Raw genomic sequence first — 25359 nt, 5'->3', positions numbered from 1 at the left:
GGAGGCCCCTCCCCGACGCCGTGGCGTCGGGGAGGGGCCTCGTCGGATCAGAGCTGGCGACCGGGCGCGAGCCGGGTGGCATCGCCACCGAGCCGTCCGGTGCCCTTGACCGATTCGCCGTCGTTCGCCTTCACCCCGGCCTTACTGGCCGCGCCACCGAGCCGAACGATCATGGCATCGGCGTCCCGGATCAGGACGTCCCGGACCTCCGCCTCGCCCACCAGAGCGGTGTCGGAGGCGAGCGTCCGGAACGCGGTCAGCTGCCGCACCGCCGCCTTGTCGTCGCCGGCCGCCTCGGACTTGCGGACGGCGTCGAGCTTGTTGGTCAGCTGCTTGTGCGCCTTGGCCGAGAGTCGACCCGTCGCCTTGAACCGGTCCAGCAGACCCTGCATGTCCCGGAACGAGGTGGTGACGAAGAACCGGACCGTCGAGGTGGTCTCGTTGCCCGCCTTGTCGGTCGCGGTCACGGTCAGCTCGTGCAGGCCGAGCGACAGCTCGTACATGGCCTGCAGGGTGCCGCTGGCGTACGCCTCGCCGTCCAGCTTGCCGACCACGGTCGCGATGCCCGAGGTCGGGTCGACAGCCTGCCAGGACACCCGAACGTCCTGGCTGTCACCGTAGAGCTGGCCGTCGGCGATACCGGAGACCAGCAACGTCGGCTTGGTGCCGTCGATCTTCAGGACCGCCGACTTGAGCGTCTCGGCGTTGCCCGCCTTGTCGGTCGAGCGGTACAGCAGCTCGTGCTGCCCGTCACCGGTCACCTCGACCGGCGTCGTGTACGGCGTCCACGCCCCACCGTCCAGCGACCACTCCACCGTCTTGACGCCCGAACCGGCGTCGGTGGAGGCCAGCACGACCGGGATCGTCCCGTTGTGCCAACCGGCGTCGTTCGCCGGAGCGAACGTCGCGGTGGTCACCGGCGCGGTGGCGTCGATCTTGACCGAGACGGTCTTCGTCGCCTCCACGTTGCCGGCCTTGTCGGTCGAGCGGAACCGCAGCTCGTGCTCGCCGTCACCGGTGACCTCCACCGGGGCGGTGTACGCCGTCCAGGTGGTGGCACCGTCCAGCTGGTACTCGGTGGTGGCGAGCCCGCTGCCGCCGGCCTCGTCGGCGGCGGTGAGGGTCACCGTCACCGCCCCGGTGTACCACCCCTCGGTCGGGGTGCCGGACACCGACGACGTGGTCACCGGCGCGGTCTCGTCGGCCACCTCCGTGCTCAACCGGAAGTAGTCGAACGCGGCGGTCTTCGAGGCCGTCTGGTTGGCGCCGAGGGTGAACAACCCGACCTTCGGGGTGGCACCCACCGCGGTGTTGGTCAGCGCCTCCAACGCGGTCCAGGTCGTCCCGTCGGCCGAGTATGACGCGGTGAACGTGTCGCCGGTGCGGGCCAACCGGAGGTGCCACACGGCACTGGTCAGGCTGGTCGCCTCCGGCTGCGGGTTCTGGACCGCCCCACCGATCTCGCTGCGGAACTCGATCCGCCGCGTCACCGCCGAGCCGGCCTGGTTGTCCGCGATGAAGTCGAACTTCAGGTAGTTGTCGTCGTCGGCCTGCACGAGCAGACCGGCCTGCTGGTACTGCTCGTTCAGCAGGCTGCCGTCGACCTTCGTCTCCAGGGTCCAGTCGCCCGAGGGCGCGGTCTGGAGGATGAAGTTCTTCGGCCCGGTGTTGTCGGTGCCGTAGATGTCACCGTTGGGCACGTCGATGCGCAGCGCGCCACCGGTGACCCGGTAACCGGTCGGGTCCTCCCGAAGGATCGCGTCCCACCGGCACTTGTCCAAGGTGTCACCGTTGAACTCGTCCGACGGGTCGACCGGGCCGGCCGGGGCGTCCGGCGTGACCTGGAACGAATCGAAGGCCGCGTTGACGACCGGTGCCTCGGTGCCGCCGTTGAGGGCGAAGACCCCGATGCGCGGGTTGGTGATGCCGGCGAGCGCGGCCGAACGGCCGACCGGGGTGAAGGTCTGCCCGTCGGCCGAGACGGCCGCGGTCAGGTTCGTCCCGTCGCTGGTGACCCGCAGGTACACGGTGTCACCGGCCGGTGCGTTGGTGGCGTCGGCGGCCTCGTTGCGAGGCGTGCCGGCCGTCTCCCGGATGAACTCCACCCGACGGCTGCCGTTGTACAGCAGGTCCAGCTTGGCGTAGTTGTCGTCGTCGCCGTACACCAGCAGACCTGCCTGCTGGTAGTTGGCCGTCACCGGGAGGGTGACCTTGGTGGTCATCTCCCAGGCACCGGTCGGCGCCGCCTGGAGCACCAGGTTCGTGGCGTCGTTGCGAGCGCCGTAGAGGTCACCAACAGCGGTGGGCAGCTGGAGCGCGCCGCCACTGAGCGAGTAGAGCTGGTTCTCCCGGATGACGCTGGTCCAGCGCTCCTTGTCGAGGCTGTTGCCGTTGAAGTCGTCCGAACGCGCCCCGAAGCAGGACGTGTCCGGAGCGTCCACCCGCACCGGCACCGTGGCGTACGCCTTGGCGCCCTTGCTGTCGGTCACCGTGAGGGTGGCCGTGAACGTGCCCGCGGTGGTGTAGGTGTGGCCGGCGTCCAGAGTGGTCGCCGTGCCCCCGTCACCGAAGTCCCAGGCGTACGTCAACGGGGTGTCGCCCTCGGCGTCGGTGGCCGTGCCGTCGAAGGCGACGGTGACCGGTGCGGTGCCGGTGGCCGGGTTGGCCGTGGCGCTGACCACCGGCGGCGCGTTCTCGGTGACACCGCGGCCGACGAAGTCCATCCAGTTGACGTTGAACAGCGAACCGGTGCCGCCGTTCGGGTCGCGGGCCAGGAAGTACAGCGAGCCGCTCGCGGCACCGGTGACCGGCGCGCTCACATCCGTGTACGTCTGCCACGCACCGGTCGCCGGCACGGTCGCCGTGGCGACCACCGGTCCGTCGACCGCACCCGCGCGGACCTCGATCCGACCACCCGCGGCGGCCGAGGCGGCCCGGAAGCGGATCTCGGTGATGTTGGTCAGGTCCGCGGGGGCGAGCGACCACCAGTCGCCGTCCTCGATGAACCCGATGTTCTGCCCGCCGCCGGCGGTGTCGGAGCCGGTCTCCCGCTGCACGCCGGCGTCGCCGCCGCCGGTGCTCACCGGAGCGCGCCCGGTGGCGGTGAAGAACTCGGCCTGCTTGCGCTTGGGCTGCAGGACCTCGATCACCCGACCGGTGAGCGGGCTGGCCCCGCCGGCGCCACCGTCATCGGTGTAGGTGGCCTCGAAGACCGCGAACACGTTCGCCTCGGCGCCGTGCCCGGAGGCGAGCGACGTCTGGACGGTGCCGGTGCAGCCGGTGTGCTGCTCCAGCGGGTGGGCGTGCTCGTCGTGGCCCAGCAGGACCTGGAGGTTGACCCGGTCACAGTCGATCTCCCCGTCCTCCGGGTCGGTCACCTTGATCGAGTAGCGGACCTGGTCACCCCACTCGAAGAATCCACCGTCCGGCGGGAACTCGATCGTGACAGTCGGGGACGTGTTGCCCACGGTGATCGGCACGTTGGCCACCGCGGTACGGCCCTTCGGGTTGGTGACGGTGAGCTGGGCGGTGTAGTTGCCCGCCGCGGCGTAGGTGTGCGTCGGGTTCGCCTCGGTGGAGGTCTGCCCGTCGCCGAAGGCCCAGGCGTAGGTGAGCGTGCCACCGTCCGGGTCCCGGGATCCGGCACTGGAGAAGGTGACCGTCAACGGTGCCGCACCCGAGGTCGGGGTGGCGGACGCCGCCGCGATCGGCGCGCGGTCACCGGCGGTGTAGTCGATCCGGTAGACGCCCGAGTTGTCGTTGTTGCCGCCGAAGCCGCTGCCCCACTCGATCAGGTACAGCGCGCCGTCGGGGCCGAACTCGAAGTCCATCGGCCGGATCATGCTCATGCCGGTGAGCAGCTGGTTGATGTCCACAAGCGACTTGCCGTCGGCAGTCACCTGCATCGTGTACATCTTGTTCTGGTTCCACTCGCCGAGCAGCGCCTTGCCGTCGTAGTACGCCGGCCACTTGCGGGTGGAGTCGAGGTCGGCGTCGTAGCGGTAGACCGGGCCACCCATCGGGGCGCCGCCGCCGCCGATCTCCGGGTAGCGCGCGTCACCGGCGTACCCGTAGTCGACGGTCGCCGGGACGACCGGCGGGAGGTTGGTCAGACCGGTGTTGTTGGGCGAGTTGTTGACCGGTGCGGCGCAGTCGAACTTCGGGCCGCTCGGCCCGGACGGGAACGTGTAGTCGTTGTACGCCTCGTTCGTGCCCGTGCAGTACGGCCAGCCGTAGTTGCCCGGGGTGACGATGTTCCACTCGACCAGACCGCGCGGGCCCCGGTTCGGGTTGTCCGAGTTGGCGTCCGGCCCGTAGTCGCCGACGTACAGCGTGTTGGTCTTCGGGTCGGTGCCGATCCGGAACGGGTTGCGGAAGCCCATCGCGTAGATCTCGGGACGGGTCTTCTCGGTGCCCGCCGGGAAGAGGTTGCCGGCCGGAACGGTGTACGTCCCGTCGTCCTCCGGGTGGATCCGGATCACCTTGCCGCGCAGGTCGTTCGTGTTGGCCGAGGTGCGCTGCGCGTCGTAGTCCTGGCGGCCCGCCCGCTCGTCGATCGGCGTGTACGAGTTCGACTCGAACGGGTTGGTGTTGTCACCGGTGGCCAGGTAGAGGTTGCCCTCGCTGTCGAACGTCATGCTGCCGCCGGCGTGGCAGCAGGTGTTGCGCTGGGTGTCGACCCGCAGCACCTGCTTCTCACTGGCCGGGTTGATGGTGTCGCCGGTCACCGTGAACCGGGACAGCAGGTTGCGGGCGACCCCGTCGTTCGGGGCGTAGTACAGGTACACCCAGTTGTTGGTGGCGAAGTCCGGGTCGAGCCGGATGCCGATCAGGCCGTCCTCGTTGCCGGTGAAGACGTCCAGGTCGACGGCGGTGACGGTGTTGCCGGTGTCCGGCTTGATGATCTGCACGCGACCGTCACGCTCGATGTAGAAGACCCGCCCGTCGGGGGCGATGTCCAACTCCATCGGGTTGCTGGTGTTGCTGTCCAGCGCCACCTTCTCGAAGTTCGAGGTCTTCGAGGCGCCGCAGTCGGCGTCCTGGACACCTGCCGCGGTGCGGATGCCGCCGAGCAGGTGGGAGAGGAAGCCGGGCTCGGCGTACGACTCCCGGGTGTGGCCGCCGCCGGTGTACCAGGAACGACCACCGTCGTAGTCCTGACACCAGGCGATCGGGTGGTCGGCGCCCATCGCGCCGGCACCGGCCGTGTAACTCTTCTCGTCCAGGCTGGCCAGCACGTGCACGTCCGGCCGCGGGTTGGTCTGGTAGTTGTACCACTCGTCGAAGCGGGACCAGCGGTCCGGCAACTCGGCGGTGGACGGGTGCGCGTGGTCCTCCACCTTCACGGTGGCCTGCTGGTTCTGCGGGTGGTTGGCGAAGTACGCGCCGACCAGGTCGCCGTACCAGGGCCAGTTGTACTCGGTGTCCGACGCGGCGTGGATGCCGACGTAGCCGCCGCCGGCCTTCACGTAGCGCTCGAACGCCGCCTGCTGCTCGGCGTTGAGCACGTCACCGGTGGTGGAGAGCCAGATCACCGCCTTGTACTTCGCCAGGTTGGCGTCGTTGAATGCGGCGCCGTCCTCGGAGTTGTCAACGGTGAATCCGTTGGCGGCACCGAGCTGCTGGATAGCGGCGATGCCGGTGGGGATGGAGTCGTGCCGGAAGCCGGCAGTCTTGGAGAAGATCAGGACGGAGAAGGGATCGGCCGCTGCCTTTGGTGCCTTGGGCACCACCTGGCTGACCGGGGCGCCGGCCGGCGCCTCTCGTGGGGGGACCTGGGCGGCTGCCTGGGCAGGCGTGCCGAACAGGGTGGTCGAGGCCATGGCCAGGGAGATGAGTGTTGCGGTGATGGGTACGCGGGCACGACGAGAACGGGACACGCCGCCTCCTGTGTCGTAGTGACAGAGAGCTCGCGGGAGTCGGCTCGCCGAACGCCCTCCCTCGTGGAGCCGGTGGTGACGCCGTGCCAGGGTGCCCCACCGACATTTTGTCGAATCGCTGAACAAATTAATTCGGCTGGCTCGATGTCGGGCAAGATGCCGACGGGTAACGGTTCTGCAACGGCGGGCGACATTCCGAACAGGACCGTATGAAGTGCCCCATCGATCTTGTTCGTCGCGGCCCGCCCGGACGCCGCCGACCCCGCCTTGGCAGACCGGCGGATCTGTCGTACGGTGACACGCAAGTAACCCACGGGAGCCCGGTGTACCGGGCTGAGAGGGGGGCTGACAGCCCCCGACCGTCGAACCTGATCCGGGTAATGCCGGCGCAGGGAGGAGTGTTGCCGTGCCGTCCCTGGGGCGACTGCATCTGATCACCGACACCCGACCCGGGCGTGACCCGCTCACCGTGGTCCGGGCCGCCCTCACCGCGGCCCGCGCCGACCTGGTGGTGCAGGTCCGGGTCGAGGACTCCGCCACCGACCGCGAGGCGTACGACCTGGCCCGGCGGGTGCTGGCGCTGTGTGCCCCGTACGAGGCGACCTGCCTGGTCAACGACCGGCTGCACGTGGCGCTGGCGGTCGGCGCGGCCGGCGGGCACGTGGGGGCCGACGACCTGCCGGTCGCCGCCGCCCGCCGGGTGCTCGGCCCCGCCGGAGTGCTCGGTGCCACCGCCCGCGCGCCGGGTCCGGCCGCCGAGGCGGTCGCCGCCGGAGCCGGCTACCTGGGCGTCGGGCCGTGCCACACCACCAGCACCAAGTCCGGCCTGCCCGACCCCATCGGGCCCGCCGGGGTACGCGCCGTCGTCGACGCCGTCGACGTGCCGGTCATCGCGATCGGCGGAGTGACCGCCGCGCGGGTGCCGGCGCTGCGGGCCGCCGGGGCGTACGGGGTGGCCGTCGTCGGTGCCGTCTCCGCTGCCGCCGACCCGGCCCGGGCGACGGCCGAGCTGATCGAGGCGCTGACGTGCTGACCGGCCGGTTCCCGTCACCGCCGTCGAGCGACCGGGTCCGGCCGGATGTGGCGGTGGTGGGGGCGGGGCCGATCGGGCTGTCCATCGCCTGGCGCTGTGCCACCCGGGGGCTGCGGGTGGTGGTGCACGATCCGGCACCCGGATCGGGGGCCTCCGCGGTGGCCGCCGGCATGCTCTCCCCGGTCGCCGAGGCGTACTTCGGTGAGCGGCAGCTGACCGAACTGCTCCTGGCGTCCGCCGCCCGCTGGCCGGGGTTCGCCGCCGAGCTGACCGAGGTGACCGGCGTCGAGATCGGCTACCGGACCGAGGGCACGCTGATGGTCGGGCTCACCGGCGACGACCTGGCCGAGGCGCGCCGGCTCTGGGCGTACCAACAGGGGTTGGGACTTCCGGTGACCCCGCTGCGCCCCAGTGAGCTGCGCGACCACGAGCCGGCGCTCGCCCCGAGAGTGCGCGGCGGCGCGCTCGCGCCGACCGACCACCAGGTGGACCCCCGACTGCTGGTGCCGGCGCTGCGCGTGGCGGCGCAGCAGGCCGGCGCGGTCCTCGTGCCGCGACCCGTTCAGCGGCTGTCCGATGTGGACGCCCGGGTCACTGTGGTCGCCGCCGGCTGCGGGGCCGCGGCACTCACCGGTCTGCCGGTGCGGCCGGTCAAGGGCCAGATCCTCCGGCTCCGCGCGCCCGACGGCGTCGCGCCGGGCTTCCGGCACGTGATCCGGGGGTACGCCGACGGCGAACCCGTCTACCTCGTGCCCCGTGCCGACGGCGAGGTCGTGCTCGGCGCGACAGTCGAGGAGCGGTCGGACACCACTGTCACCGCCGGTGCCGTGCAGCGCCTGCTGCGCGCCGGAGTCGACCTGCTGCCCGAGCTGGCCGAGTACGACCTGGTCGAGGCGGTCGCCGGGCTGCGCCCAGGCACCCCGGACAACGCGCCGATCCTCGGCCCGCTGCCCGGCCGTCCGGACGTCCTGGCCGCCACCGGGCATCACCGGCACGGCATCGTGCTCGCCCCGATCACCGCCGACCTGATCGCGGATCTGGTGCTCGGCGGCGGACCCGACCCGCTGCTCACGCCGTTGCGCCCGGAGCGGTTCTCCGCCCGGACGCCCGGCGGCAGCTCTGATCGCAGCACGGAGGGGGACCAGTGGAGTTGACGGTGAACGGGGCCGGACGCAGCGTGCCGGGTGGCACGTCGGTCGCCGACCTGGTGCGCGACATCGTGCCCGAACAGCGCGGGGTGGCGGTCGCCGTCAACGGCGAGGTCGTACCCCGGGCGGGTTGGCCGGCCACGGCGCTGCGCGACGGCGACCGGGTCGAGGTGCTCACCGCGGCGCAGGGCGGGTGAGCGGCATGCCGTTCGAACTGGGCGGGGAGACGTTCACCTCGCGGTTGATCCTCGGCACCGGCGGTGCCGCGAACCTGCACGTCCTGGAGCAGGCGATCCGGGCGTCCGGCACCGAGCTGGTCACGCTGGCGTTGCGTCGGGTGGGCACCGCTCCGGGCTCCACCGGCGGATTGCTGGACCTGCTGGACCGGTGCGGGGTACGCCTGCTGCCGAACACCGCCGGCTGTCACACCGCGACCGAGGCGGTCAAGGTGGCCCGGCTGGCCCGGGACGCGTTCGACACCGACTGGGTCAAACTGGAGGTGATCGGCGACGAGCGCACGCTGCTGCCCGACGGGGTGGAACTGCTCCGCGCCGCCGAGGAGCTGGTCGCCGACGGCTTCACCGTGCTGCCGTACACCAGCGACGACCCGGTGTTGGCGCGTCGCCTCGCCGACGTGGGCTGCGCGGCGGTGATGCCGGCCGGCTCACCGATCGGGTCGGGGCTCGGCATCGGCAACCCGCACCACATCCGGCTCATCCGGCAGGGTGTGGACGTTCCGGTGATCCTCGACGCGGGCATCGGCACCGCCTCCGACGCCGCCCTGGCCATGGAGTTGGGCTGCGACGGGGTGCTGCTGGCCAGCGCTGTCACCCGGGCGGCCGACCCGGTGGCGATGGCGACCGCGATGCGGTACGCGGTCGAGGCGGGACACCTGGCGGCCGGTGCCGGTCGGATCGCCCGACGCTTCCACGCGCTCGCCTCCACCCCCGACGAGGGAAGACCCGACCTGTGACCGGGCCGGACGGCGTCGTCGTGCTGACCGACCGGCTCGTGGCCCGGGACCGGCTCGACCGGGTCGTGGCGGGGGCCGTGGCCGGGGGAGTGCGCTGGGTGGTGCTGCGGGAGAAGGACCTGCCCCGAGCCGAACGCGCCGCCCTCGCCGCCGACCTGCGCGCGATCCTCGCCGACGTCGGCGGGACCCTCGTCGTCGCCGGTCCCGACCCGCTCGGAGGCGACGCGGTCCACCTACCGGCCGCCGGTCCGTACCCACCACCGACCCACACCGTCGTCGGCCGCTCCTGCCACGACAAGGCCGAGTTGGACCGCCTGACCACCGAGCACTACGCCACCATCTCCCCGGTCTACCCGACCAGAACAAAACCGGGCTACGGCCCACCCCTTGGCTCCGACGGCCTGCGAAAGCTTGTCGAGGTCAGCCCCGTGCCCGTGCTGGCCCTCGGCGGAATCGAAACCCCACAACAGGTAACCGCCAGCGTAAGAGCAGGAGCAGCAGGCATAGCCGTCCTGGGCGCGATCATGCGATCACAAGATCCCAGAGAAACAGCCGCCACCCTGACCAGCGCCTATGAAAAGGCGGTCACCCCTGTTCTGACCAAAACCCGGCTCGGTGGCACCCAGGTCTCCGAGTCAGGGCTGCGGCCGACCGTGCCCACGCAGGGATCAAGCCTGACCGCCCGGAGTGGGCACGGTCGGCCGCAGCCCCCAACCGCAACCACAAGTCGGCCGCAGCCCTCAACCGCAACCACAGGGGAGAAAGCATGACCCCCCAGACACTGCTGACGATCGCCGGCTCGGACTCCGGCGGCGGCGCGGGCATCCAGGCCGACCTCAAGGTCTTCGCGGCGCTCGGCGCGTACGGCACCAGCGTCCTCACGGCGGTCACCGCGCAGAACACCACCGGTGTCGACGCCGTGCTGCCGATGCCCCCGCGCACCGTCACCGAGCAGTTGGACAGCGTGCTCGCGGATTTCACCGTCGCGGCCGTGAAGACGGGGATGCTCGGCACCCCGGCGGTCGCCGACGTGGTGGCCGGGGCCGCACGGGACGGTCGACTGCCCCACCTCGTCGTCGACCCGGTGCTGGTCGCCACGAGTGGTCACCGGCTCGGCGTGGTGGGTGCGGTGGAGCGACTGCTGCCGTACGCCACTGTGGCGACGCCGAACTGCGCGGAGGCCGCGGCCATCACCGGACGTTCGGTCGACGACGTGGCGGGGATGGTCGTCGCCGCCGAGGCGCTCGCGGACGGCGGACCGGAGTACGTGGTGGTCACCGGCGGCGACCTGGGCGGTGGCGAGGCGGTCGACGTGCTGCACGGCGGCGGGGTCACCACAGTGCTGCGCGCACCACGGGTGGACACGCGGCACACCCACGGCACCGGGTGCTCGTTCTCGGCGGCGATCGCGGTGCGGCTCGCGCTGGGCGATCCGGTGCCGGCGGCGGTGGGGGCCGCCAAGGAGTACGTGCTCCGCGCGCTGACCGGCGCGCGGAGTTGGGAGCTGGGCGCGGGGCGCGGACCGCTGAACCACTTCGGCTGGCCCGCTTGATCACCAGGGAGGCTGTCATGCAGGCACGAGGCAAGGTGTACGTCGAGGGTTCGCGACCGGATGTCCGGGTGCCGTTCGCGGAGGTGGAGCTGACCGGTGACCATCCGCCGGTGCGGCTCTACGACACGTCCGGCCCGGGGTCGGACCCATCGGTGGGGCTGCCCGCGTTGCGGGGCCCGTGGATCGCCGAGCGGGGCGACGTGGCGCCGGTGCGGGGCGCGGGTACGCCACTGGCCGGGGTGGACGGACGCCGCCCGACGCAGCTCGCGTACGCGCGGGCCGGTGTGGTGACGCCGGAGATGGAGTTCGTGGCGATCCGGGAGAACGTCGACTCGGAGCTGGTCCGGGCCGAGATCGCCGCCGGCCGGGCGGTGCTGCCGCTCAACGTGAACCACCCCGAGTGTGAGCCGGCGATCATCGGTAAGGCGTTCCTGGTCAAGGTGAACGCCAACATCGGCACCTCGGCGGTCAGCTCGTCGGTCGCCGAGGAGGTGGAGAAGCTCACCTGGGCCACCCGGTGGGGTGCGGACACCGTGATGGACCTGTCCACCGGCAAGCGGATCCACGAGACCCGCGAGGCGATCGTGCGGAACTCGCCGGTGCCGATCGGGACCGTGCCGATCTACCAGGCGTTGGAGAAGGTCGGTGGTGACCCGGTGAAGCTGAGCTGGGAGGTGTTCCGGGACACCGTCATCGAGCAGGCCGAGCAGGGCGTGGACTACATGACCGTGCACGCCGGGGTGCTGCTGCCGTACGTGCCGCTGGCCGTGGACCGGGTCACCGGCATCGTCTCCCGGGGCGGCTCGATCATGGCGGCGTGGTGCCTGGCGCACCACGAGGAGAACTTCCTCTACACCAACTTCGCCGAGCTGTGCGCGATCCTCGCGAAGTACGACGTGACGTTCTCCCTCGGTGACGGGCTGCGCCCCGGTTCGATCGCGGACGCCAACGACGAGGCGCAGTTCGCCGAGCTGCGTACCCTCGGCGAACTGACGAAGATCGCCTGGGAGTACGACGTCCAGGTGATGATCGAAGGCCCGGGCCACGTGCCGATGCACAAGATCAAGGAGAACGTGGACCTCCAGCAGGAGTGGTGCCACGAGGCGCCCTTCTACACGCTCGGGCCGCTGACCACCGACATCGCGCCGGCGTACGACCACATCACCTCGGCGATCGGTGCCGCGATGATCGGCATGTTCGGCACCGCGATGCTCTGCTACGTCACCCCGAAGGAGCACCTCGGCCTGCCGGACCGCGACGACGTGAAGGCGGGCGTGATCGCGTACAAGATCGCCGCGCACGCGGCGGACCTGGCCAAGGGGCACCCGGGGGCGCAGGCGTGGGACGACGCGCTGTCCAAGGCGCGGTTCGAGTTCCGCTGGGAGGACCAGTTCAACCTCTCACTGGACCCGGAGACCGCCCGGTCGTACCACGACGCGACACTGCCCGCCGAGCCCGCGAAGACGGCGCACTTCTGCTCGATGTGCGGCCCGAAGTTCTGCTCGATGAAGATCACCCAGGAGCTGAAGGAGTACGCGGCCCGCGGCATGAAGGACAAGTCGGAGGAGTTCGTCTCCGGAGGTGGCCGGGTCTACCTGCCGCTGGCCTGACGGTGCCGGGCTCGGCTCGGCTCGGCCTAGCCGTCTAGCCGTCCTGGCGCCGCCTGCGCGACGGTCGGCTCGGCCTAGCCCTCCCGGCGCGGCCTGGGCAACGGTCGGCTCGGCCTGCGGGCCGGTCGGCGCGGCCTGCCGACCGGTCCGGCCAGCGGACGCCGCAGGATGATCCACTCGGGTTCACCGATGTCGCGGTGTCCGGCCGGGCGGGATGGCCCGACTTCGGTGAACCCGAGTGGATCAGCGGGACCTACTCGCGGTGGTGCCGACCGGTGGAGCGCAGCGATCGGCGCGCCTTCCCCTGCTCCGGCTCGTTGTCCGACACCGGCTTGCTGAGCCCCGCGACCCAGTCGACGAACTCCTCGTCCTGGGCCGGCAGCGGTTCCGTCGCGCCGTCCGGCTGCTGGCTCTCCTCGCCTCGGGACCGGTTTCGGCGGAAGAGACCCCCGAGCCGTCCGCGCCGGGAAGGCTGTTCCGCCACCTTCTCCGGCGTCGGTGTCGTGTCGACGCTCGCCGGGTCTTCGGTGCCGGAGCCAGTGGCCGAGAGATCCGGTGCGCTCGCGCGCTCCGGCGGGGCTGCGGTTTCGCTGCTCGCTGCCGGACCCGGACGATCAGTCGACTCGGTCGGTCCGGTGCGTCGGGTCGTGTCGAAGGCGTTCCAGGTGCTGGCCCGACTCAGGTCCGGCAGCGGCGCCCGGTGCCGGGGCCTCGGTGTCGGTGTCGGTGTCGGTGTCGGTCCGGACGGTTCCGACCCGGCGGGCGCGTCCGAAGCCGTCGACTCCTGCGCAGGTGCCTGCGGTGGCACCGTCCACGCCGAGCTGACCGGCCAGGGCGATCGCGCGGGCGTCCAGCGGTCCGTGTCCGGGTCGCCGGTGGTCGTGGACCCGAACAACCCAGCGGCGGACGTGTCCTCGGTCGCCGCCCGCACCCCGGCGGCATCGCCGGCCCGGTCGGCGGCGGACCCACCGGCCACATCCGCCGGTGGCGCGGTGGAGTCGGCGGTTGCGCCGACCGGGGTACGCGGCGAGCCCGCCTTCGGGTCGGCCATCTCGGACGCTGGGCTGGTCCCGGTGGCCGGTGGCGTCTTCGGGTCGGCCGTCCTGGCGTTGGCCGATTGCCTCTTCGCGCTGGTGGCCGGGGCGCGTGAGGGGTCGACCGCCTCGGCCACCGCAGCGATCGGGGCATGTGCCGTGCCGGTTGGGACGTCCGCCGCGTCGGTTGCCGACGTCGAGGGCTTCGCCGGGCCGGTTGCGGTGGTCGCGGTTCCTGCCGCGTCGGTGGCTGCGGCCGGGGCCTCTGCCGTCGCGCGGGCCTCGGAGGGCGTCTTGGTCGCCCGGTCGGACCCGGTGGCCGGACGCCCGGCGCTGGGCATCGGCGAGCCGGAACCGGTGCGGTCGTCGGACCTGCCGGGCCCGGTGACCTTCCGCGTGCGTCCGGTAGCCGTACCGTCGGTGCCCCTCGACTCGGTCGGCGACCGGTCGCCCGGGAGGTCGGAGGTGGCATCCGGGTCGACCTTCGGCTTGCGCGCCCGCCGAGGCTTGAGCGGCGCAGCGGTATCGCCCGCACCCGTGCTGCCCGCATCCGTGGTGCCTGTGCCGGTGCTGCCCGTGCCGGTGCTGGCCGCACCCGCACCCGCACCCGCACCCGCGCCCGTCTCAGCGCCCGTGCTCGTGCTCGTGCTCGCCGCAGCCGTGCTCGCCGCAGCCGTGCTCGCCGCAGCCGTGCTGGCCGGAGTCGTGCTGGTCGCAGCCGTGCTGGCCGGAGTCGTGCTGCCCGTGACCGTGTTCGTCGTGCCGGGGCCGGCCGCAGTCGTGCTGGTCGCAGCCGTGCCGACCGCGTCCGTGCCAGCCGTGCCCGCGCTGGTCATGCCCGTGTTGGTCGCGCCCGTGCTGCTCGTGCCGATGCTGCGCTCGCCGGTCGGTAGGCCGTTCGTGCGCGTTGTCGCGCTGTCGGTCGGATCGTCACCGGCCGGGCTGACCCCACCCGCACGACCGGCCTTGCTGCTGGTCGAGGCGGCGCTGGTCGTGCTGGTGACGTCGGCGGTGGGCGTGCGCTCGGGACCGGCCGAGGAGGTGCCTTCCTCCGGGCTGAGCCTGCGGGTCCGCGCTTCGGCGGTGAACTCGCCGGTCGGGTCGGTCAGCCAGGACGCCGGCTTCGCGGGCGTGTCAGGGGTGGTCGCAGCGGTCGGGGCCGGACCGTGTTGGCCGCTCGCGGTGGACGTCGGCCAGTCCCAGTGGGCGGGGACGGTGCGTACACCATCGGAGCCCTCGGCGGACCACGGACCTGGAACGACGGTGGCCGGCTTCGGGTCGGCGGGCGGCTCGACGGCGGCGCGGTCGGCGGTGGCCGGCTCGTTCGACGAATCCGCCGACGTCGCGCCGGGCAGCTCCGGGCCTGCGGGCAGCGGGCGCAGGATGTCGGAGGGCTCGATCGCCTGCGGCTCCGCGCCACGGGCGCCGACGGGCCACCGCAGCAGCGCGGCGGCCGCCGCGCCGAGCGCACCGGCGAGGATCGCGATCAACGAACCGTAGTACGGGGTGGCCTGATAGCGGTCCACCGCGTCACCCGGGCCGGCGGTCAGGTAGGCGAACGCGACCAGCACCGGACCGGCCACCCCGGTGGCTCCGCTGATCAGTGGTGCCTGACCCCGCCAACGGGCCAGACCGGCGGTCGCCCCGCCGGCCAGCAGGGCCACGATGGGCAGCAGGAGCAGCGCCAGCCGTTGCGCGGCGGCGTCGTCCAGCCAGCTCGGCTCCAGGACGCCGAGCCGGACCGTCGGCAGGGGGCCGGTCGTGCCGAGCGACGGCAGCACCGAGATCAGCGCCAGTAGCCAGACCGCACCGGCGACGGCTGCCATGTTCCAGCCCAACTCGGGCCGGAGCAGGACAGCGATCGCCGCACCCGCTCCGATCACCGCTCCGAGTACGGCGCAGATGCCCACCGCCCACACCGGGTCCACCGAGATCAACTCGGCGGCGCGGGCGGGCTGCATGCAGAGCGGAGCGATGACTGTGGCACCGAGCGCCGCCGCGGCACCGATCGCCAACTGACGACCGGTGGTGGGCGCGGGTGCGTCGCGGCGCGCGAGGCGTCCGGTCAGGACCGCGCCGACGACGGCGGCGTTCGCGGCGAACCAACCGACCCAGACGAGCTGGGTCGGCCACTGATTGACGGTCGTACCGGTGAAGGCGCCGGTCAGCCGGACGATGCCGAAACCGTACGCGACGCCGAGCTGGCCGGCCCCGGCCAGCACGCTCACCCCGAGCGCCGTGAGCAGCAGTCTGCCCCAGGTCCGAAAGGCCATGTCGGGCACGTTACGCACCTGGTACACCCGATCGCCACCGGCGCGCCGCGCGGCGCGCCGGCCCGCGCTCGGCGGGTCTACTTGAGCTCGACCAGCCGGGCCAGGTAAGTCGTGTCTCCGACATTGGTGAGCATATGGACCGCGCCCGGATCCCGGTAGACCACGCCACCGGTGGGCTCGTCGGCGTCGATCAGGGTGCCGTCGATCGTCTGTACGACGTTCTTCGCGCCCTCGATCGCCACCACCAGATACGGGTGGTCGTGCCGGTGCAGCGGCTGCCGCTCGCCGGGCTCGAGGCGGATGTGCCAGACCCGGACCCGGTCGTTCTCGAACACGATCTCCTGGCCCACCGGGCCGAGTTCGGTTCCGTCGATCACGTCGGTCATCGTTCTCCGTCCAGTTGGGGAAGGACCTCGGCGGCGATCAGTTCGAGGTGGTCGAGGTCGTCGAAGTCGATCAGACGCAGGTGTACCCGGGTGGCGCCGATCGCGGCGAACTCGCCGATCCGCTGGGCGAGCTGCGCGGGTGAGCCGACCACCGGGTCCTCCGGCGGAAGGGCGCTCTTCTCGTGCAGGGGTGCCGCCCGCCGCCGGGCCTCCTCGTCGGTCCGGCCGATGGCCACGACGATCCCGGCGGACAGCACCAGCGGCGCCCGCCCGGACTCCGTCCGCCCGGTGCGCTCGCTCGCCTCCCGTACCCGGTCGTACGCGGCGGCGGTCTCCGCGACGGACTTGAACGGCATGTTGAACTCGTCGGCGTACCGGGCGGCCAGCTCCGGGGTGCGTTTGGGGCCGCGGCCGCCCACGATGATCGGCGGCCCGGGCACCTGCACCGGCTTGGGCAGGGCCGGCGCGTCCACCAACCGGTAGTGGTCGCCGGTGAAGCTGTAGGTCTCGCCGGACGGGGTTCCCCACAGCCCGGTGATCACCTCGAGCTGCTCGGCGAGCCGGTCGAAGCGTTCGCCGACCGCCGGGAACGGAATGCCGTACGACGTGTGCTCGCGCTCGTACCAGCCGGCGCCGATGCCCAGCTCGACGCGACCGCCGCTCATCTGGTCGACCTGCGCGACCATCACCGCGAGCGGGCCGGGCGGGCGGAAGGTGGCCGACGTCACCAGGGTGCCGAGTCGGATCCGTTCGGTCTCCCGGGCCAGCGCGGCGAGGGTCAGCCAGGCGTCCGTCGGGCCGGGCAGGCCCGGGTCGGCACCCATCGCCTGGTAGTGGTCGGCGCGGAGGAAACCCTCGTACCCGCAGGCCTCGACCGACCGGGCGAACCGGAGTTGGGTGTCGTAGGTGGCGCCCCGGTGGGGTTCGGTGAAGACCGACACCCGCATGTTCATCGTCCTTCCGCACCGGCCGCGGCCGGCTCGTCGCGTTCCATCAACAGCTCGTGGAGGTCGGCGCTGACGCGAGCGACGTCGGCCAGGTGGGCGTTGCGGCCCAGGGTGCGGGGCCGGGGGATGTCGACGTCGAGCACCTTGCGGATCCGGCCGGGGCGGGGGCTCAGCACGACCACCCGGTCGGCGAGCAGCACCGCCTCGTCGATCGAGTGGGTGACGAAGACGATGGTCGGCTTGTTCTCCATGTGCACCCGCTGGAGTTCGCCGGACAGTTCCTCGCGGGTGAGCGCGTCGAGCGCGGAGAACGGCTCGTCCATCAGCATCACCCGGGGTTCGCCGATCAACGACCGGCACAGCGAGACCCGCTGCTGCATGCCACCGGAGAGTTCGTGCGGCAGGCGCTTCTCGAAGCCGGCCAGACCGGCCACGTCGAGCAACTGCCGAGCCCGCTCGCGGTGCTTGGCGCGGCTCCAGCCGAAGATCTCCACCGGCAGCAGGACGTTGTCCAGCACGGTGCGCCAGGGCAGCAGCGCCGGTTTCTGGAACAGCATGGCGATGTCCTGGCGCGGGCGGGCGATCGGCGTACCGGCCACAGTGATCTCGCCGGCGGTCAGCGGGAGCAGCCCGGCGATGAGCCGCAGCAGCGTGGACTTTCCGCAGCCGGAGCGGCCGAGCACCGCCACGAACTCACCCTCGGCGACGTCGAGGTCGATGCCGCGCAGCGCTTCCACCCGGCCGGACCGGCCTTCGAAGGTACGGGACACTCCGGACAGTCGGATCATCTCCGGCGGCCTCCGCTGAGTGGACGGTCAGGAATCCGACAAAGGCTAGCCCGCCCTTCGGTGTATCGCACCGTCCGGGGTGGTCGTCAGGTTGTTTCCGTTCCGCAACCCGATGCACCTGGCGTCGCAAGTGTGGGTTTCTCGTACGCTGTGCCCGCGAAGAGTCCCCCCACGACGGCGGCGCCGGCTTCCGCCCCTCTTGCCGGCCCGTCATGACAACCCCTCCGGTGCCGGTCAGGCCCGGTCGGAAAGGACATGGTGCTTTGATGAGAAGGCTGACCCGTACGGTCGCTACGGCCGCGCTGGCCACCGCCCTCGCCTTTGTCTCCGCCTGCAGCAGCGGGTCGGACTCGGCCGACGACGCCAAGGGCGGCGACAGCAAGAGCCTGGAGAAGGTGACCTACCTCACCTCCTTCGGCAACTTCGGCCGTGACTCCTACGCCTGGGTGGCGAAGGAGAAGGGCTTCTTCAAGGAGGCCGGTTTCGACGTCGAGATCAAGCCCGGTCAGGGCACCGGCGGCGTGATCCAGACCATCGTGGGCGGCCAGGCCGACTTCGGCCCGGTCGACCTCACCGGCAGCCTGCTCCAGGTCGGCAACGGCCAGGCGAAGGACTTCACCGTGGTGGCCGCGATCCAGCAGCGCACCATGGCCGGCATCGCCTCGGTCGAGGGCAAGAACATCGCCTCCCCGAAGGACCTGGAGGGCAAGAAGCTCGCCGACACCCCCGGTTCCGTGGTCCGCAACCTGTTCCCGACGTACGCCCGGCTCGCCGGTGTGGACGTCAACAAGGTGACCTGGGTCAACGGTGAGGCGCAGGGCCTGATCGGCATGCTGGGCACCGGCTCGGTGGACGGCATCGGCCAGTTCGTCGTCGGTCAGCCGACCATCGAGGCGGTGGCCAAGAAGAAGGCCGTCATGCTGCCGTACAGCAACGTGATGCAGGACCTCTACGGCAACGTGCTGATCACCTCCTCGAAGATCGCCAAGGAGAAGCCCGAGATGGTGAAGCGATTCACCGCGGCGCTGCTCAAGGGCCTGGAGTACAGCCTGGCCAACTCCAAGGAGGCCGGCGACATCCTGAAGAAGAACATCGACGCCACCAACCCGGTCGCCGCCGCCGCCGAACTCGAGCTGATGGCCGCGTACGTCCGTTCCGGCAACACCGGCACCGCGATCGGCACCCTGGACAGCGGCCGGGTCGCCAAGAGCATCGCCATCCTGCAGGGCGCGGGCGCGCTGAAGCAGAACATCACCCCCGAGCAGATCATCGACTTCAGCCTCGCGCCGAAGGCCTGATCGTCCGGTCGTCACCAGGGGGTACGTTCCGCCGATCCCGGCGGGGCGTACCCCCGTCGCTCGTCGGCCCCCAGGGGCCGTGGGATTTTCGAGGAGGACAAGATGACCGACATCCGGTCAGCGGACCCGGCGGTGGCGGCGACCCCGGCCCCGGGTGCCGGCCCCGAGTCGGGGCGTGCGGGTCGGGGTGCCGGTCTCCGGGCCGGAGCCGGGGCGGCGCTGCCCGCGGTCGGCCTCCTGATCGCTCTGGCGGTGTGGTGGTTGACCGCCCGGCTGGAGCTGATCCACCCCGCGGCGCTGCCGCCGCCCGGCGAGGTACTCACCGCGTTCGTCGACAAGCCCGCTCAGATGCTGGGGCACACCTGGGACACGATGCTGGAGATCCTGTACGGCTTCGCCCTCTCGGTCGCCGCCGGTGTCCTGATCGGACTGTCGCTGGCCAGCTCGCGCACGGTCGAACGGATGTTCACCCCGCTCCTGGTCGCGGTGAACGCGGTGCCGAAGATCACGCTGGGCCCGCTGCTGGTGGTGGCGTTCGGCTGGGGCCAGACGCCGATCCTCACCATGGTGTTCCTGCTCTGCTTCTTCCCGATCGTGCTGTCGACCGCCACCGGCCTCACCACCACCCCGGCGGACCTGGCCGAACTGGTGCGGTCCTGGAACGCGTCCCGCTGGCAGGCGTTCCGCAAGGTGCGCTTCCCGGCCGCGCTGCCGCAGATCTTCGTCGGGCTCAAGGTGGCCATGCCGTTGGCCGCGATCGGCGCGGTGATCGGTGAGTTCCAGGCCGGCGAGAGTGGCCTCGGCTTCGTCATCACGCAGTACGCCGGTGTCGGCGACACCGCCACCGCCTGGGCGGCGATCATGCTGGTGGCCCTGGTCAGCATCCTGCTCTACTCGGCGCTCCTGCTCACCGAGCGGATGGCCCTGCCCTGGGTCCGCGAAACCACCAGCAGCCGCTGACAACAAAGAACACCAACCACAGAAACGCAAAACGGGCCGGCCTCCCGGGTGGGAGACCGGCCCGTGTCGTCGACGGCGCTGGCGCACAGGGTGTGGCCTACCGTGCCCGGCGGAGGGATCAAGCCTGACCGCCCGGAGCCGGGCGCGGTAGGCCACACCCCACCCGGCACACCACGGGATCAAGCCTGACCGCCCGGAGCCGGGGACGGTCGGCCACACCCCCACCCGGCATACGACGAACTGCGCGCCGGGTGAAGAGAACACAAGGCCAGAAGCGTTACCCCGCCAACCTCCAGCGCCCGTTGCGGGCGACCAGCGTGGTGAGTGCCTGGGGCATCAGGCCGCTGTGGTTGTCCGGCGTCATCCGGATCGGCCCGGACAGGCCGTCCATCTGCGACGTCTCAAGCACGTCCCGGAGGCCGTCGCGGTTGACCTTGCCGACCTCGCCACCGGCGCGCAGTTCCGCGTCGGCGATCAGTTGGACGGCGTCCGCGGCGAAGGACGACGCGCCGTTGTAGCCGCCGAAGCGTGCCGTGTAGTCCTGGAACCACTGCCGCCGCGCGGCCTTGGCCGGCGTGGTCGCGATCACGTCGTCGATCGCCATCGTCTGGGTGAAGATCAGCGTCGCGCGCTCGGTGGCCTTGGCCGCACCGCCGAGGAAGAGGTCACCGGCCGCCCCGGCGTCTAAGAAGAGCGACCCACGGAAGGTGGTCTGCTGTGCGCTGGTGGCGGCCAGCATCGCCTGCTCCGGTGGGGTCCAGAAGACGAGCGCGTCCGGCTTGTTCGCCGTGAGCTGCCGGACCTGCTGGTTCACGTCGGTGTCGGTGATCTTGGCCTTCTGCTCGCGGAGCGTGATGTTGGCCTTGTCCAACTCGCTTTTCAGCGCGGCCATGCCCTCCCGGCCGTAGTCGTCGTCGCTGACGAGCGCCCCCACCTTGCGGACGTTGTTGCGGCGCAGTTCGGTGGTGAGTGCGGCGGCACTGTCGGCGGCGTTGGGGCCCAGCTTGAACACGTAGCGCCGTTCGGCGACCGGGCTGACGACCGCGCCGGAAGCGGCGAGCGCAATGGTGGGAATCCGCTTCTCGTTGATGGTCCCCACCGCACCGACCGCACATTCGTTGCAGCCGCCCATGATGATGGCGCTCACCTGAGAATCGCTGCTGAAGTCTGCGATGTTGCGAAGCGACTCGGCGGCGTCGGAACGGTTGTCCTTGAACTTCAGTTCAATCTTCCGGCCGTTCAACGCTCCGGAGGAGTTCAACTGATCGCGCTTGAGTTCGAGGGCTCGCTGGTATGTCCGGCCGACGGGGGCCGCGGCGCCGGACAGTTCGAGGTCGACGGCGATCACGATCGGACTCGTGTCCGTCTCCGCTTCACCGAACTGGCAGCCGGTGAGCGTGGTGGCCACAACGGCCGATGCGAGCGCCGCGATGGTCGCGGAGCGGATGGGGCTCAACTCAGTCCTCCAGGTGCGGGCGCGGGCGCTGCCCGGTCACCGCCGCTAATCCGTCCTCAGTGGAGGGCGGGATCTTCTCTGCCGTACGGTGTGCGCGAAGCCTGCAAAACCTTGCCAATGGCCGGCGCTGTGGTCAAGCGCGGACCCGGGCATCGCTTTCGGGACGGTCATCCCACATGCTGGGGTAACGCAATGTTTGCAAAACCTCACTTTGCATACACGCGTGACCACTCTGGAGTCACATGCCCTGTTCAGGGGCTTGCGGAAATGAAGGTATCAGTTGCCCGGATCATGGGATGCGCTCCGTCCGACCGTTTCCTACCTCACTGCGGCTTCCCAAATCCGATCTTCTCTGATGAAATCGCGGCCGTGCCGCGCGTGGTCCCCTCCGCTTACGGCATGGCTCGGCGGGTCAGGCGGGGAAGAAACGACGGAGGCGATGTCGTGAGCACCGGACCGACGACCCTGCCCGCGCTCGGCGACAGCGCTCGGCGTCCGAGCCGACGGTTGCCCAGACTGCGGGACGCACGGATCCGGTCCAAGCTGGCGCTGATCCTGGTCGTCCCGGTGGCGGCGGTGATCGCGCTGGCCACGGTCCGGTTGATCACCGTCGGCGAGGGTGCCCTCGACGCCACCCGGGCCCGTTCGTTGACCGCGCTCGCCGTCGACGTCAGCGCCCTCACGCAGGATCTCCAGAGCGAGCGGATGGCCGCGGCGGCCTACCTGGCCACGCCACAGCAGCCGGCCGACGCGTACAACCTGCGGGTCCGTCAGACGCAGCAGAAGGTGGACGAGTACCGCGCCGAGCGGGGCCGGGTCGGCGAGGTACCGGCGGCCCTGCGCGAGCGACTCGCCGTCATCGACGAGCATCTGGCCACTCTGGACGGCACCCGTCAGGAGGTGCTGGACCGCCGGCAGATGGCGGTCGCCGAAGCGGTGCTCCGCTACGGCGTCATCCTCACCGACCTGGTCTCGTACGGCGACGGCCTGGCCCAGCTGCCCGGTTCCGAGAGCCTGGCGGACAGCCGCCGCGCGGTCGCCGCCTTCGCCCGCGCCAAGGCTTCCGTCGCCGAGGAGCAGGCGGTCGCCTTCACCGCACTCACGGCGGGTCAGCTCGACTCGGAGCAGTTCTCCTCCTTCGTGGCGACGCTGACCAGCCAGCAGGAGTCCCTGGTCGCCTTCTCGCTGGCCGCCGACCCGGTGCAGCGGGCACTCGTCGACAGCACCGTCGCGGGTGACGCGGTCGGCCTGGCCGACCGGGTGGCCACCGACATCACCCGCTCGGTCGGGCAGCGTCCGCTGGTCAGCGCGCAGGACGCCACCGCCGCCATCGGCGCGGTGAACGACCTGATGCGCTGGGCCGAGATCCAACTTCAGGAGCGGCTGCTCCAGCAGGCCGACGACGCCCGGTCGGACGTCATCCGGCAGGCCGTCGTCGAGTCGGTCCTGGTGCTGCTGACCCTGATCATCGCCGTGTCGCTGGCCGTGGTGCTGGCCCGCTCGCTCAACCACTCGCTGCGCCGGCTGCGGGAGGGCGCCCTCTCGGTGGCGAACCACGACCTGCCGGACGCCGTGCAGCGGCTACAGACCATGGGCAGCGTGGGCGACGGCGGGGTGGACGAGATCGTCCGCCAGGTCCGGGACCCCATCCAACTCAACAGCCGCGACGAGGTCGGTCAGGTGGCGGTGGCCTTCAACGTCGTCCACCGGGAGGCGGTACGTGTCGCGGCCGAGCAGGCGGCGCTGCGTACCAGCGTTTCGGCGATGTTCCTCAACCTGGCCCGTCGTAGTCAGACCCTGGTCGACCGGATGATCGGCGAGCTGGACGCGATCGAACGTGGCGAGGAGGACCCGAAGCGGCTCGCGCAGCTCTTCGAGCTGGACCACCTCGCCACCCGGATGCGCCGCAACGACGAGAACCTGCTGGTCCTGGCCGGTGCCGACTCCGCCGTACCGCGTCGCGACGACGCGCTCGTCGTCGACGTGCTGCGCGCCGCCCAGTCCGAGGTGGAGCTGTACAACCGCATCGAGTTCGGGACGGTGGACACCGACATCTCGGTGGCCGCGCACGCTGTCAACGACGTGGTACGCCTCGTCGCCGAGCTTCTCGACAACGCCACCCGGTTCTCGCCGCCGAACACCACTGTGGTCGCCGACGGACGGCGGATCCGCGACTACGTCCTGATCCAGATCGAGGACCGCGGGCTCGGCCTCACCGATGAGCAGCTCGACTCGCTCAACCGCCGGCTGGCCGCGCCGCCGAGCGTCGACGTCGCCGCGTTCCGGCTGATGGGTCTGGCCGTGGTCAGTCGGCTCGCCTCCCGCTACGGCATCCGGGTGGAGCTGCGCCGCAACGTGGAGGGCGGCACCGTCGCCCAGGTGACGTTGCCCGCCGCGACCGTGGTGCTGCCCACCAGCCGGGGTCGCGACCAGGTGCTCACCCGGCCGCGCCAGCCGATGGCCGTGGAGCAGTCGCCGCTCGCTCCGGCCGGTCACGCCGAGCAGTTCGCCGGCGCCGCGACCTCGGCGGCGACGCTGCCGGACCAGTGGCGGACCAACGCGGCACCCGCCCAGTGGCAGTCCCCGCTGGACTCGCGGGACACCACTCCGGCAGTGCAGGCGGGCGGCTACGCCGCCACGCGCTCGACAGTGCCGCCGGCACCGGCCGCCCCGGCACCGGCCGCCCCGCTGCCGCCGACGCGGCCGTCGTACGGCAACGGTGTGGGCGCCTCGACGGGCAGCCCGACCGTGGCGTACCCGACGATCGACCCACTGCCCCGGCGCGGCTCGACCCCGGACACCGACGGCGGACGCGACATCACCCCGGGTCTGCCGGTCGGGCCGGTCGCCGGCCCCGGCGCGGTGGCACCACCGCCCGCCCCGACGGTGCCCGCCGCGCCGGTGAGCAGCCGCCCGGACTTCCCCGCCGAAGCGCCGATCTTCCGGGAGATGGAGGCGGTCTGGTTCCGGTCGCACGGCGACGACGCCACCGCGATCTTCACCCGGCCCAACTTCGACGAGCCGCCGACGACGGCAGCTCCGGCCGACGCCGGTCCGCGTACGCGTGCCGACGCCCAGCCGAGTGCCGCCCCCGTGCCGGCCGCCGCGCCGGCCCGGCCGCCACTGCCGACGCGTACCCCGGGCACCTCCAGCACCGACGGTGCCACCGCGCCGAGCAGCGGGGGTCTGGGCGGCGCGCCCACCGACGGCCGCCGTACGCCGCCTTCGGCCCCGCCGTCGTACTCTCCGCCTCCGGCTGCGCCGGCCGCACCCAGCGCGCCGTCGGCTGACCCGCATGCCTGGCGGACCGCTGCGGACGAGGGTTGGTCGCGGGCCAGTCGGGCCGCCGAGCCGGCTCCGGCCGGGACCACCCGGTCCGGGTTGCCCAAGCGGGTGCCACAGGCACAGCTCGTGCCGGGCGGCATCGAACCGAAGAGCGGCCGGGACCGCAGCCGGCGGACCCCTGATGAAGTACGTGGTCTGCTGTCGGCCTACCACCGCGGCGTACAGCGCGGTCGGACGGCCGGAACGGACCTGAACAGCACCTCGACCAAGGAGAGCCGATGAACAGGCCAGCTGCCATGCAGGACATGGGTTGGCTGCTCACCAACTTCGCCGACAGCGTGGCGGGTATCGCCCACGTGGTGGCGGTGTCCGCCGACGGGCTGCTGCTCGCGTCCTCCCGGGATCTCCCGGCGGACCGGGCCGATCAGCTCGCCGCGATCACCTCGGGCGTGGTGAGCCTGACCGAGGGCGCAGCCCGGATGTTCAGCGCGGGCGGGGTGCTGCAGACAGTCATCGAGATGGACAGCGGGTATCTCTTCCTGATGTCGATCAGCGACGGCTCGTCGATGGCCGTGCTGGCCGCGCGGAGCTGCGACGTGGGCCAGGTGGGCTACGAGATGGCTCTGCTGGTCGAGCGGGTGGGTGCCGCGCTGGTGCCGCTGCCGCGGGACGCGGTGCGTTCCTAGCACCGGCAGGCGGTGCGCTACCTGTGCGCCTGAGCAGAGACCGGAGCCGGC

18 protein-coding genes and 1 riboswitch are annotated in these 25359 nt (G+C 71.6%); of the genes, 12 read left to right on the top strand and 6 right to left on the bottom strand.

Translation table 11 applies throughout. The features are described from left to right. Positions 1-47: 47 nt before the first annotated feature. Entirely contained in the window at positions 48-5879 is a 5832-nt protein-coding gene (locus O7616_RS01440; protein ID WP_282305317.1) for a ThuA domain-containing protein, read from the bottom strand. Positions 5880-6181: 302 nt separating this feature from the next. After that, positions 6182-6291: riboswitch (TPP riboswitch) on the top strand. Between O7616_RS01440 and thiE the strand changes: the two genes are divergently transcribed. The 7 genes from thiE to thiC all read left to right on the top strand — a co-directional run bounded on the left by thiE (position 6286) and on the right by thiC (position 12195). Further along, a complete protein-coding gene (thiE, locus tag O7616_RS01435) occupies positions 6286-6912 on the top strand; it encodes a thiamine phosphate synthase (RefSeq protein WP_282264480.1) in 627 nt (208 codons plus the stop codon). It overlaps the preceding riboswitch by 6 nt. Then, the gene (gene thiO / locus O7616_RS01430; protein WP_282307808.1) at positions 6909-8066 is read left to right on the top strand and encodes a glycine oxidase ThiO; all 1158 of its coding nucleotides are present in this window, start codon (positions 6909-6911) and stop codon (positions 8064-8066) included. The genes thiE and thiO overlap by 4 nt, the downstream gene beginning before the upstream one ends. Beyond that, positions 8057-8257 (top strand): sulfur carrier protein ThiS, encoded by a 201-nt coding sequence (gene thiS / locus O7616_RS01425; RefSeq protein WP_282305316.1) that lies wholly within the window; start codon positions 8057-8059, stop codon positions 8255-8257. The genes thiO and thiS overlap by 10 nt, the downstream gene beginning before the upstream one ends. Further along, a complete protein-coding gene (locus O7616_RS01420; RefSeq protein ID WP_282305315.1) occupies positions 8254-9033 on the top strand; it encodes a thiazole synthase in 780 nt (259 codons plus the stop codon). The genes thiS and O7616_RS01420 overlap by 4 nt, the downstream gene beginning before the upstream one ends. After that, entirely contained in the window at positions 9030-9803 is a 774-nt protein-coding gene (locus O7616_RS01415) for a thiamine phosphate synthase (RefSeq protein WP_282305314.1), read from the top strand. Before O7616_RS01420 ends, O7616_RS01415 begins: the two co-directional genes overlap by 4 nt. Continuing rightward, positions 9800-10585, top strand: a complete 786-nt coding sequence (gene thiD / locus O7616_RS01410) for a bifunctional hydroxymethylpyrimidine kinase/phosphomethylpyrimidine kinase (protein WP_282305313.1) — start codon at positions 9800-9802, stop codon at positions 10583-10585. The genes O7616_RS01415 and thiD overlap by 4 nt, the downstream gene beginning before the upstream one ends. 17 nt (positions 10586-10602) lie before the next feature. After that, positions 10603-12195 (top strand): phosphomethylpyrimidine synthase ThiC, encoded by a 1593-nt coding sequence (gene thiC, locus O7616_RS01405; RefSeq protein ID WP_282305312.1) that lies wholly within the window; start codon positions 10603-10605, stop codon positions 12193-12195. 253 nt (positions 12196-12448) lie between these two features. Here thiC and O7616_RS01400 read toward each other — a convergent pair whose 3' ends face one another. The 4 genes from O7616_RS01400 to O7616_RS01385 all read right to left on the bottom strand — a co-directional run bounded on the left by O7616_RS01400 (position 12449) and on the right by O7616_RS01385 (position 17623). Then, positions 12449-15502, bottom strand: a complete 3054-nt coding sequence (locus tag O7616_RS01400) for a hypothetical protein (RefSeq protein ID WP_282305311.1) — start codon at positions 15500-15502, stop codon at positions 12449-12451. Between the two features lie 77 nt (positions 15503-15579). Further along, entirely contained in the window at positions 15580-15888 is a 309-nt protein-coding gene (locus O7616_RS01395; RefSeq protein WP_282264487.1) for a cupin, read from the bottom strand. Continuing rightward, positions 15885-16835 (bottom strand): LLM class F420-dependent oxidoreductase, encoded by a 951-nt coding sequence (locus tag O7616_RS01390; protein ID WP_282264488.1) that lies wholly within the window; start codon positions 16833-16835, stop codon positions 15885-15887. The genes O7616_RS01395 and O7616_RS01390 overlap by 4 nt, the downstream gene beginning before the upstream one ends. A gap of 2 nt (positions 16836-16837) precedes the next feature. Further along, entirely contained in the window at positions 16838-17623 is a 786-nt protein-coding gene (locus O7616_RS01385; protein WP_278141694.1) for an ABC transporter ATP-binding protein, read from the bottom strand. Between the two features lie 266 nt (positions 17624-17889). Here O7616_RS01385 and O7616_RS01380 point away from each other — a divergent pair, with 266 nt between their 5' ends. Both O7616_RS01380 and O7616_RS01375 read left to right on the top strand, forming a co-directional pair. Continuing rightward, positions 17890-18921, top strand: coding sequence for an ABC transporter substrate-binding protein (locus O7616_RS01380; RefSeq protein ID WP_282305310.1), 1032 nt, complete (start codon positions 17890-17892; stop codon positions 18919-18921). A 102-nt stretch (positions 18922-19023) separates the two neighbouring features. Beyond that, entirely contained in the window at positions 19024-19881 is an 858-nt protein-coding gene (locus O7616_RS01375; RefSeq protein ID WP_282305309.1) for an ABC transporter permease, read from the top strand. A 277-nt stretch (positions 19882-20158) separates the two neighbouring features. Here the strand turns inward: O7616_RS01375 and O7616_RS01370 are convergent, their stop codons facing one another. Continuing rightward, a complete protein-coding gene (locus tag O7616_RS01370) occupies positions 20159-21289 on the bottom strand; it encodes an ABC transporter substrate-binding protein (RefSeq protein ID WP_282307807.1) in 1131 nt (376 codons plus the stop codon). Between O7616_RS01370 and O7616_RS01365 the strand changes: the two genes are divergently transcribed. From O7616_RS01365 to O7616_RS01355, 3 genes are all read left to right on the top strand, one after another. Then, positions 21240-21386, top strand: a complete 147-nt coding sequence (locus O7616_RS01365) for a hypothetical protein (RefSeq protein ID WP_282307816.1) — start codon at positions 21240-21242, stop codon at positions 21384-21386. The two genes, O7616_RS01370 and O7616_RS01365, sit on opposite strands and share 50 nt — an antisense overlap. A 395-nt stretch (positions 21387-21781) precedes the next feature. Further along, the gene (locus tag O7616_RS01360) at positions 21782-24904 is read left to right on the top strand and encodes a sensor histidine kinase (protein ID WP_282305308.1); all 3123 of its coding nucleotides are present in this window, start codon (positions 21782-21784) and stop codon (positions 24902-24904) included. Then, positions 24901-25308: a roadblock/LC7 domain-containing protein gene (locus O7616_RS01355; protein ID WP_030329975.1), complete on the top strand. Its 408-nt coding sequence runs from the start codon at positions 24901-24903 to the stop codon at positions 25306-25308. Before O7616_RS01360 ends, O7616_RS01355 begins: the two co-directional genes overlap by 4 nt. Positions 25309-25359 lie beyond the last annotated feature (51 nt).

This window comes from Micromonospora sp. WMMD964 (assembly GCF_029581455.1).
In the GTDB taxonomy this organism is placed as follows: Bacteria; Actinomycetota; Actinomycetes; order Mycobacteriales; family Micromonosporaceae; genus Micromonospora.
This window is presented reverse-complemented; position numbering and strand designations above follow the sequence as displayed.